Raw genomic sequence first — 1,076 nt, forward strand, 5'->3', positions numbered from 1 at the left:
TCCCAGGACAGCCTCACCGCCCAGCATAACGGCAATCACGGGGCTTGCGTAAACGATAGTATGAGTCATTATGTTATTAATATATGAGAATAAAGGCTCTAATTTAGGAAAATTAAAATTGCCTGAAGGCCATAAATTATAACTTTGCCAAAGAGTTTCCAGAATAAAGTTCATTCCACCTTTAGTAAGATAAACCGCAGCAGAGAAAAGGTTAAATAATCTTGCTAATTCCGAGGTATCGACACCTGTAGCCGGATCCAAAGTACTACTTAATGTTGCACCGCGTTGGTTATCGATAAAGCTACCTATAGCAAGGAAAATCCAAAACGGGGATGCTAATAAGCATGCAATAAACAGCCCTATGATAATTTCTCTGGCAGCGAACAAAGCAATATCGATTTCATTTAAGTTCAATAATTCATAGTGGTAATGCTGAACTAATGCACATGATACCACTATTATTATTGGGTGACGAACTACTGTTGGTATATTCCCACTGGCGAAAAATGGTAACAAATAGAAAGTTGGTGCCAATCGGCAAAAACCGAGCGCTGTAGCAGCCAGCAGACTATGCAACTGATAGAGTATCGCCTCCCCCATGCTATCCTCTCGCGAATGCTAAATTCAGCATTTCGATACCAAATGAATATAATTTTTCACCATACCACCCGCTCATTAAAAAAAAGCAAATACTTACGCACAATAATTTCACGCCAAATGGCAACGTCTGTTCTTGCAACTGCGTTACCGTTTGAAAAAGCCCTACCAATAAACCAACAAATGTCGCAACTGCAATAGGTCCTGCAGACATAACTAAAATCAGATACAGCGCCCTATTCCCCGCAAAAACAATATCGTCCATATTTTTTCCTCAGGGATTAATGGATAGGTCAAAATATTGTAAAATGAGCCCTTTTGATAACATTGTCCAACCGTCCATCGCGACAAACAAAATTAATTTTATCGGTGTAGATATGGTTACCGGACTCATCATCATCATACCTAACGTTAACAGAACGCTGGATATAACCAGATCCACTACGACAAAGGGTAAATAGATATAAAAACCTATAATA

Annotated in this window: 2 protein-coding genes and 1 pseudogene; all 3 read right to left on the reverse strand. The window is 39.1% G+C overall.

The window, feature by feature from the left end:
* On the reverse strand, window positions 1–600 hold a 600-nt coding region (sctT, locus tag E0D98_RS24615; protein ID WP_131891318.1), incomplete at its 3' end, for a type III secretion system export apparatus subunit SctT.
* A gap of 1 nt (window position 601) precedes the next feature.
* Window positions 602–862, reverse strand: coding sequence for an EscS/YscS/HrcS family type III secretion system export apparatus protein (locus E0D98_RS24620; protein ID WP_000341004.1), 261 nt, complete (start codon window positions 860–862; stop codon window positions 602–604).
* A gap of 9 nt (window positions 863–871) precedes the next feature.
* Window positions 872–1,076 (reverse strand): annotated as a pseudogene (locus E0D98_RS24625) (EscR/YscR/HrcR family type III secretion system export apparatus protein); the annotation flags it as partial.

The sequence above is a fragment of the Escherichia sp. KCJ4928 genome (genome assembly GCF_004352695.1).
In the GTDB taxonomy this organism is placed as follows: domain Bacteria; phylum Pseudomonadota; class Gammaproteobacteria; order Enterobacterales; family Enterobacteriaceae; genus ECMA0423.

Excerpts from the sequence above, each read along its gene's own strand:
- E0D98_RS24620 (WP_000341004.1), bottom strand. The coding sequence starts at position 862 with ATGGACGATATTGTTTTTGCGGGGAATAGGGCGCTGTATCTGATTTTA.